This is a genomic window from Vibrio sp. 10N.222.48.A3 (genome assembly GCF_041475345.1).
Lineage (GTDB): Bacteria > Pseudomonadota > Gammaproteobacteria > Enterobacterales > Vibrionaceae > Vibrio > Vibrio tasmaniensis_A.
The window spans coordinates 1-9,076 of sequence record NZ_JBFRVX010000488.1 but is presented as its reverse complement, the minus strand read 5'-3'; the positions used below and the strand labels follow the sequence as shown (position 1 = coordinate 9,076).

Below are 9,076 nucleotides of genomic sequence, written 5' to 3'. Positions count from 1 at the left end.
CTTATCCGAACGGCATTATACCCAAGGGTAGCCGTTTTTATTTGCCTGTATCATTACATCGATGTTTCACGTGGAACATCAACCAATATGTTGATTAACCAGAATAGGCACTGTGCCAGTCTCGCCACACCGGGTCGAAACCACGCTGACGAATCATCGACTCGACATCAGCAGCACTTCTCTCATCACTGATCTCAAACTGCTCAAGCTCTTCTTCACCCGAAGCATAACCACCAGGTTGGGTTTTAGAAGCCGCAGACATACTCGTGATCCCCAATGGCAACACATTGTCGCGAAAGGTTGCCGATTCGCGAGTAGAAAGGGATAGCTCGACCTCAGGATTCAAGAGTCGATATGCGCAGATAAGCTGAACCAATTGTTTGTCGTTCATGACTGATTTAGGCTGTAATCCTCCACTAGAGTCTCCCCCCTCACACGGACGAAGACGCGGGAATGAAATTGAATAGCGAGTCTGCCAATAAGTGCGCTCTAGGTAATCTAAGTGAGCAGCAACAAAAAAGCAGTCGGTTCGCCAATCTTCCAAACCAATCAAGGCACCAATACCTATCTTATCGATCCCCGCTTTTGCCAAGCGATCTGGGGTTTCAAGACGGTATTCAAAATCCATTTTATTGCCACGTAGATGATGCTCAGCGTAAGTTCTTGGCTGATAAGTCTCTTGGTAAACCATAACAGCATCTAGACCGAGAGTTTTAAGCTCTGCGTAATCATGTTGATCAAGCGGCTGCACTTCCATCGCTAGGTAGTTGAATTGCTTTTTGATATTCGGCAACACCTGTCGAAAGTAATTCATCCCGACCTTAGTTTCATGTTCACCGGTGACTAACAAAACGCTATCGAACTTCATCTTTTTGATAGCCGCACTTTCGGCATCAATTTCATCCAAAGTAAGCGTGCGACGTTTGATACGGTTCTCCATTGAGAAGCCACAATACGTGCACGCATTCGCACATAGGTTCGAGAGGTACAAAGGAATGTAAAGCGACATTGTATTGCCAAATCGCTTACGAGTTAGCGCCAACGACTGTTGTGCCATCTGCTCTAAGTAAGGTTCTGCCGCCGGAGAGATCAGAGCCTTAAAGTCTTCTAAGTCACGTTTGGGTTTACTCAGAGCACGTTCAACATCCGCTGACGTTTTACTGAAGATAGACATACCAATGTCATCCCAGTTGAGCTGTTTAAATCGATCAACAAACGTCATAGGTACACTACTCGTCTAGAAATGAAGTTAACGGGCTCGAAGCAACCGCGTGAGATACTTTTCCTGCAAGCCCAGCAAGGTAAGCCATACGCCCCGCTTCAACTGCCAGCTTAAAAGCAATCGCCATATCAACGGGTTGTTGAGAAGCCGCAATCGCCGTATTCACTAACACAGCGTCTGCGCCCATTTCCATTGCACGAGCAGCATGCGATGGCGCGCCTATGCCTGCATCCACAATCACAGGGACATTCGCTTGGTCGATAATGATCTCTAAGAAGTCTGCCGAAGCGATACCTTTGTTTGAACCAATAGGCGCACCTAACGGCATAACCGCAGCGCAACCCACCTCTTCCAAGCGCTTACACAAAACTGGATCGGCATGGCAGTAAGGCAACACAACAAAACCATCTTTAACCAGTTGCTCAGCGGCTTTAAGCGTCTCAATTGGGTCTGGCATCAAGTACTTTGGTTCTGGGTGAATTTCCAGTTTAAGCCAGTTTGTGCCTAGCGCTTCACGAGCCAAATGCGCAGCAAAGACGGCATCTTTTGCACTCTTCGCCCCAGAGGTATTCGGTAGCAAGTTCACGCCAGCATCAATGATTGGTTGTAAAATGTCGTCTTGCTCAGAGCGAATATCAACTCTCTTCAGCGCCATGGTTGCCAATTGCGAACCTGAAGCCTCAATAGCACTCGCCATCAATTGCTTATTGGCGAACTTACCCGTTCCAGTGAACAGACGTGATTGAAACGTTTTATCTGCGATGGTTAACATGGTTAGCCCCCTGCAATAGCTTGGAAAAGAGATATAGCGTCGCCTTCATTAACGACCGTTTGTTGCCACTGGCTACGCGGGACAACCGCATTATTGATAGCAAATACACAACCTAGATTGGGTAATGCTAGAACTTGGATAATGTCCGCTAGAGACGATGAGTGTGCTACTTGTTCTGATTGTTCGTTTATCGAGATCGTTATATGGCTCATTGGATTTCTTCTTCTAAATGCTTAACTACAGACGCACTGCACACAGGACATTCACTATCTTGAGTGACCATAAGGTTTTGCCAATTCATCGTCTGGCCATCGAACAGTTTGAGTTGGTGTGTTGCGACCTGAAACTCACCACGAGCTAGACGTTGAATAGCAGCCAAAGCTTGAAGGTTACCTATGGTGCCAACAACTGGGCCTATGATGCCGCTATCGCTACAACGAGTCGTTTGTGGATGATGTCTGAACGGGAACAAGCAGTGATAGCACCCTTTCTGATTCTGATAATCAAATACAATAAATTGGCCTTTCCAGCCAATTGCAGAACCAGAAATCAAAGGGGTCTTCGTGCTGAAACATGCTTGGTTAACCTGCTGGCGTGACTCGAAGTTGTCAGTACAATCCAACACTAAGTCAGCTAGCATCACTTCAAGCTCAAGCTGACTTTCACTCATTCGTTGATTGATGGTTCTTACTTGGCTGCGACCATTGAGTTCACTCACTTGTTGCTTGAGAGCTTCAACCTTAGGCGAACCTAACTGACTTTCCCTGAACGCGACCTGTCGTTGCAGGTTCGATGAATCGACACAATCATCATCGACCAGCACGATCTTTCCAACACCAGAAGCAGCCAGGTAAAGAGCCGCAGCATTACCTAAGCCACCACAACCAATCAACAACACATGACTATTTAGTAAGTTGCGTTGCCCTTGCTCACCCACTTCAGGTAACGCAATTTGTCGTTGATAACGAATGAATTCAAAGTCACTCAGCATAGCTAGGCTCCTGTATAACCTCTTCCTTAAGAGTTGGAGATTTAGGTGCCATCAGTTTTTCGAAAAATTCGATCACTTTCTGCGGGTCTTCCGCCAATGTAATCGCACGTACCACCGCCAAACTCGATACCCCACACTCCCACACCTGCTCAGCTGTCGATTGGTCAATACCGCCAATAGCAACCGTCGGATAACCAGTGAGTTGGTCTGTGTATGGGATAGTATCAATCAGCTGTTGATACAGAGATAAACGAACTAAACCTTGAGGCTTTGATGGCATCTGTTTAGTTGTTGTTGGGAAGATATGCCCTAGCGCAATATAGCTTGGGTTGATTTGAACAATGCGGAGCAACTCGTAATAGCCATGAGTAGAGAGACCGATCTTGATACCTGCTTGGCTCAACTGTGAGAGGTTTGACTCTTCAATATCCTCTTGCCCCAAATGAACACCAAATGCGTCATGCTTGAGTGCAAGCTGCCAATAGTCATTGATAAAAACCTGAGCGTTATGCTCTCGACCAAGCTCGATTGATCGCGCGACTTGTTGTTCTAAGTCCACTTGCTGCGGGTTTTTAATACGTAGTTGAACAGTGTTAATTCCGAGCTTGAGCAACCTTTCGATCCACTCAACATCATCAACCACAGGGTATAAACCTAGACTATTCTTACCCAGCTCAGGAAAAGAAAGCACTGTCCCTTGATTAGCCCAACCAACGCTTATATTCAATCGTTGATCTTCAAGAGCCGGAATTGGAAAGTTTTGGTAATGTGCTGGCCATGTTCCACGTGAAACATTGGACGATGCGCGAGCTAAAACTAATGCGTCCTCTAATGGGAATTCCAGAGCCAACAAAGTAAGTAACCAAGCAAAGTGGCCGCGATTATCTAACTCCTGATGAGCTGTAGTTTCACTCTTGATAGCACGATTAGCATCCCGGTGTGACCAGATATCCAGTACAGCTGAATCATCTGAAACACCGATATAAATGGTATTCGGAGTTTGTGTAAAGGCATCACAAACGTCAGCTAGCGCGACTGAATTGCTGTAATCAACAACATGGTTCAGTTCTGCTAGCTGACACACCGTCAATGAATCAAGATCATGAGCGAAGCCAATAGATAACGCCTGCTGAGAATCAACGATAGAGAAGTATTGAGTTGGGCTTACACCCAACTCAACCGCATCAGTTGCCAAGCCTTGTCGCTTAGCAACCAATAGACAGTTCTGCACCTCTCCCGTTAACTCAATATTTTGAGATGGGATGAGTATCTTCACTGTCATTATTCCTCTAATTGAGCTTCTTTTGCGGCTACTGCAGGATGATAAAGTTCAGAGCCAGTATCACGGAACTCTTGTGATTTTTGACGCATCCCTTCCAACGGGTTATCTAGCATCTTAATCTCGATAGCCTGATCCGCGGCTACTTGTTCGGTGTCTTTCGCATACTCTCGAACTTCTTGAGAAATCTTCATCGAGCAGAATTTAGGTCCACACATTGAGCAGAAGTGAGCAACCTTGCCCGACTCTTGTGGCAGAGTTTCATCATGGAAAGAACGCGCGGTTTCAGGATCTAAAGCTAGATTGAATTGGTCTTCCCAACGGAATTCAAAACGTGCCTTTGATAATGCATTGTCTCGGATTTGTGCGCCCGGATGTCCTTTAGCGAGGTCCGCTGCGTGTGCTGCTAACTTGTATGTAATCAGGCCGGTCTTCACATCTTCTTTATTTGGTAGACCTAAATGCTCTTTAGGTGTGACATAACAGAGCATCGCACAGCCGTACCAACCAATCATGGCCGCACCAATACCAGAGGTAATATGGTCGTAACCAGGGGCAATATCTGTCGTCAATGGGCCTAAAGTATAGAAAGGCGCTTCATGGCAGTGTTCTAACTGCTCATCCATATTCTCTTTGATTAGGTGCATTGGCACATGTCCTGGACCTTCAATGATCACCTGAACGTCGTATTCCCAAGCTACCTTAGTCAACTCACCTAAAGTACGTAACTCCGAGAATTGAGCCTCATCATTGGCATCTGCAATAGAACCCGGGCGTAGGCCATCACCCAATGACAGGGCAACATCGTACTTCGCACAAATCTCGCAGATCTCGCGGAAGTGAGTATAAAGGAAGCTCTCTTGGTGATGTGCAAGACACCATTTCGCGATAATAGAACCACCACGAGAAACAATGCCAGTGACACGTTTAGCCGTCATCGGAACGTAGCGAAGCAACAAACCTGCGTGGATAGTGAAGTAATCAACACCCTGCTCTGCTTGTTCAATCAAAGTATCGCGCATCACTTCCCAGTTAAGGTCTTCCGCAACACCATTCACTTTTTCAAGGGCTTGATACATAGGAACCGTACCGATTGGTACAGGGCTGTTACGTAAGATCCATTCGCGAGTTTCGTGAATATTACGGCCGGTAGAAAGGTCCATTACGGTATCGCCACCCCAGCGAGTTGACCATACTAACTTCTCAACTTCTTCTTCAATCGAAGAGCTTACTGAAGAGTTACCGATATTAGCGTTCACCTTCACTAAGAAGTTACGGCCAATAATCATCGGTTCTGATTCTGGGTGGTTGATGTTTGAAGGGATAATAGCTCGACCTTCAGCAACCTCCTTGCGCACAAACTCAGGGGTAATTTCTTTCGGTAGATTTGCGCCAAAGTTATGGCCAGGATGTTGGTGGTTAAGCTGCTCATCAGCAAATTTCTGACGTCCCATGTTCTCACGTATCGCAATGTACTCCATCTCAGGAGTAATAGTCCCCTGACGAGCATAGTGCAGCTGAGTAACACATTGATCGCCAGTGGCGCGACGAATTCTAGGCAGATTACCGTAACGAAGGTCGTCTAGAGTTTCATCTTCTAAACGCTCTTTGGTGTAGACAGAACTTACATCGTCTAACAGTTCTGTATCACCACGCTCTTCAATCCATTGCTCTCGTAACTTAGGAAGGCCACTGTAAAGGTCAATTTCGTGCATAGGGTCAGTATAAACACCAGAGGTGTCGTATACATGAATTGGCGCATTAGGTTCGAATACAGGATCTTTTTTGGTACCACCAACAAGGCTATCTGCTAGTGATATTTCTCGTACAGGGACTTGAATGTCCTCGCGAGATCCGTGGATGTAAGCTTTTTTTGAATTTGGATAAGGTTGCACGGATAAAGAATCAATGAAATTCTTCGCTTCCAGTCTTGCTTGTTTACGACTCGACATAGCATTTTTCCTTGGCTTTTAGCCATTATTTATAGGGATAAAAATGCTTGACGGATAAGATGCTACAAGAGGGATCACAGCAAGAAAATGCAGTTGTGATCTGGAGATAGATCTCTAGAAGGATTCTAGTTAGATATCTACTCTTGTTCCCTTCGCAGGTATTAGCCTGATCAGGTTCAACGGATCCCGAGTTAACGGTCTCAGCCATATGGCACTCCGACAAGTACAATCGAGTATATAAAAACGGCTTGGATAAACCAAGCCGAGTTGTTAACAAATCGTAAGAAAGTTTTAAGACTTTATCAGAAGTTGGAAGCCGATCCATGCGGCTGAAATACTGAGAACCACATTGAGCAGTACATTGAGCCCCATCTTGAAAAACGCACCCTGCTGCATAAGAAGCACGTTATCCATCGAAAACGTAGAAAATGTCGTCAGGGCTCCAAGGAAACCAAGACCGATAATTTGTCTCCACGGCTCCGTCGCAACCATCTCATTTTCAAACGCGGCGATGAGCAATCCCATAATCAGAGAGCCAATTACGTTAACAGTCAGCGTACCGTAAGGAAAACCACGCCCTAACATCACAACGCATAACTCGGAAATCAAGTAACGTGAACAAGCACCAAACGCGCCACCGATGGCGATAAAACCTAGAATAGATAACTGACCCATGAATCCTCCCAAACAATAATCCCTATATTCTAGCTTTAACGCCGATAAAAGCGAGGGTAGAAACTAAGAATGCATGCGCAAATATTAAACGTTACAGGTGTCACTTAACTTCAATATATCCCATCAAACCCGTTTTCATGTGTTCTATAACATGACAGTGATACATCCAGCGGCCAGGGTTGTCGGCTACAAATGCAGCTTTAGCTCGGCCATTTTTTCCAAGTAACACTGTATCGGTATGGAAAGGTTCTTCAACTTTCTTCCCGTCAAGTTCGAGTACTGTAAAAGTATGTCCATGAATATGGATAGGATGATGGTATTGAGTGACGTTCTTTAGATCGAATATATAGGTTTTTCCCAGATCTAAAGTCGCCAAAGGTTCAGGGATATTATCTTTGCTCATCCCCTCCCATGCTCGTTTATTAGTTAGCCAAAACTTAGGCATAGATTTTCCATCTTTGGATACTGGAGAAACCGCCCCTTCCCATTCAAATAAAAAGTCAATTTCTTCTGCATTAACCAAATCTAAGTTGGGCACAGGATTAAGGGGTAAAGAAGGTAGAGAGCGATTCTCAACAAGGGTTGAATCTACAACCTCGAACTCACACAAAGAGAAAGGAAAGCGTCCTTTCATTTGAAGGACGCTCACTCGCCCACCGGCTTTGGGTGCTATCAATCCAATATCCACTCGCATCCCTGGGCCAATTTTATGTTGAGTCAGTTTATAAGGCGTTTTTACAGGGTTACCATCAATGGCAATCACCCATGCCTCTGCCCCTTCGACAGCAATAGGGTAAGTGATCGTATTATCGACATTTGCGATACGCAGCCTGGTCGTTGCATGTTGTTTTAACTGATAGGCAGGCTCATGTATTCCATTAACGCTACTCCACTCTCCTGGCGTACCCATACGGGCACTGAGTCGTGGGATCATTAGATCTTTCCATTGGCCTTTCTTATCTATATGCCAATGCTTAAGCGTCAGTGCGTGTTCTTCATCAAACGGCACTGGGATACTCTCCTCTACGATAATAAGACCAACCAAGCCCATACCAAGCTGTTTAACGCTATTCATATGTGGGTGATACCAAAACGTACCAGCATCTGGTGGCGTAAATTCATAAATAAATGTTTCACCAGGCATGATCGGTGGTTGGCTTAAGAAAGGTACTCCATCCATTCCGATAGGAATCCTTAAACCGTGCCAATGAATAGTCGTCGGTTCTGATAGCTTGTTGGTAAAACGGATTGTTACCTTCTCCCCCTGGCGACACCGAATCGTTGGCGCTGGAATCTGACCATTAAAGCCTAGAATATTAGTCTCAAACCCCGTCACGATTTCAGCGGTTGAAGGCTCTGCCGTTAGGTCATAAACATACTTTCCTTGCTCATCAACCGCCCGTTTCATTGAGCAAGCGGGAAGTACAGTGAGTGCAGATATAGCGAGAGATGATTGAATAAACTTACGACGGGAGATATCCATATTTGTTGCCTTTTAGTAATAACGACTAAAATGTAACAAAATATTGATAACAGTTCTCATAAAGAAGCGTAGTTTGTGCTGTTGGTTGTTTATAAAAGAGGCTGGGATAAGTAAGCACTTACACTTTTAAGGCCAGATTTTATTAAAAGTAGGAATTGTCGACTAAAAATAGAACAAATAGAAAGCAAAAAAGCCTCAGCATTTCTCCTGAGGCTTAGTATATGGAAAGGTTGGAGGTTTCGACTCCCAACACGCGCTGTTTTAGTAAGTCGGAGAATCCGCTACTTTACTAATAGCGTATATTGGATTCAGAAAGCAAAAAGGATCTAGCATTTCTGTTGAGGCTTAGTATATGGGAGGAGTGGAGGTTTAACTCCCAACATGCGCTATTTTGGTAGGTCGGGGGATCCGCTGCTCTGCTAATGGCGTATATTGGCTTCAGAAAGTAAAAAGGCTCTAGCATTTCTGCTAGAGCCTTAAATATGGCAGGGGTGGAGAGATTCGAACTCCCAACACGCGGATTTGGAATCCGCTGCTCTGCCAATTGGAGCTACACCCCTAAAACTTTCATTACTTCAGATTCGAAAAAACCTCGCACTAGGCGAGGTTATCGAATAAGTGGCGGAGTGGACGGGACTCGAACCCGCGACCCCCGGCGTGACAGGCCGGTATTCTAACCAACTGAACTACCACTCCGCAGTG

8 protein-coding genes, 2 tRNA genes and 1 riboswitch are annotated in these 9,076 nt (G+C 45.3%); all 10 genes read right to left on the bottom strand.

Going from position 1 to position 9,076, the window contains the following annotated elements; genetic code table 11:
- Positions 1–94 precede the first annotated feature (94 nt).
- The 10 genes from thiH to AB4653_RS14435 all read right to left on the bottom strand — a co-directional run bounded on the left by thiH (position 95) and on the right by AB4653_RS14435 (position 9,070).
- Positions 95–1,222: a 2-iminoacetate synthase ThiH gene (gene thiH / locus AB4653_RS14480; protein ID WP_009848177.1), complete on the bottom strand. Its 1,128-nt coding sequence runs from the start codon at positions 1,220–1,222 to the stop codon at positions 95–97.
- Positions 1,223–1,229: 7 nt separating this feature from the next.
- Positions 1,230–1,994, bottom strand: a complete 765-nt coding sequence (locus AB4653_RS14475; RefSeq protein ID WP_009848176.1) for a thiazole synthase — start codon at positions 1,992–1,994, stop codon at positions 1,230–1,232.
- Positions 1,995–1,996: 2 nt separating this feature from the next.
- Positions 1,997–2,206, bottom strand: a complete 210-nt coding sequence (gene thiS, locus AB4653_RS14470) for a sulfur carrier protein ThiS (RefSeq protein WP_009848175.1) — start codon at positions 2,204–2,206, stop codon at positions 1,997–1,999.
- On the bottom strand, positions 2,203–2,985 hold the full coding sequence (locus tag AB4653_RS14465; RefSeq protein ID WP_009848174.1) for a HesA/MoeB/ThiF family protein: 783 nt from the start codon (positions 2,983–2,985) through the stop codon (positions 2,203–2,205). The genes thiS and AB4653_RS14465 overlap by 4 nt, the downstream gene beginning before the upstream one ends.
- A complete protein-coding gene (locus AB4653_RS14460; protein WP_102258449.1) occupies positions 2,975–4,267 on the bottom strand; it encodes a thiamine phosphate synthase in 1,293 nt (430 codons plus the stop codon). Before AB4653_RS14460 ends, AB4653_RS14465 begins: the two co-directional genes overlap by 11 nt.
- The gene (thiC, locus tag AB4653_RS14455) at positions 4,267–6,216 is read right to left on the bottom strand and encodes a phosphomethylpyrimidine synthase ThiC (RefSeq protein ID WP_009848172.1); all 1,950 of its coding nucleotides are present in this window, start codon (positions 6,214–6,216) and stop codon (positions 4,267–4,269) included. Before thiC ends, AB4653_RS14460 begins: the two co-directional genes overlap by 1 nt.
- 130 nt (positions 6,217–6,346) lie before the next feature.
- Positions 6,347–6,445: riboswitch (TPP riboswitch) on the bottom strand.
- A gap of 62 nt (positions 6,446–6,507) precedes the next feature.
- Positions 6,508–6,891: a fluoride efflux transporter CrcB gene (gene crcB, locus AB4653_RS14450; RefSeq protein WP_004736665.1), complete on the bottom strand. Its 384-nt coding sequence runs from the start codon at positions 6,889–6,891 to the stop codon at positions 6,508–6,510.
- Between the two features lie 100 nt (positions 6,892–6,991).
- On the bottom strand, positions 6,992–8,374 hold the full coding sequence (locus tag AB4653_RS14445) for a multicopper oxidase family protein (RefSeq protein WP_009848171.1): 1,383 nt from the start codon (positions 8,372–8,374) through the stop codon (positions 6,992–6,994).
- A 483-nt stretch (positions 8,375–8,857) separates the two neighbouring features.
- Positions 8,858–8,934: transfer RNA gene (locus AB4653_RS14440), tRNA-Trp, on the bottom strand.
- A gap of 59 nt (positions 8,935–8,993) precedes the next feature.
- Positions 8,994–9,070, bottom strand: a tRNA-Asp gene (locus AB4653_RS14435).
- Positions 9,071–9,076 lie beyond the last annotated feature (6 nt).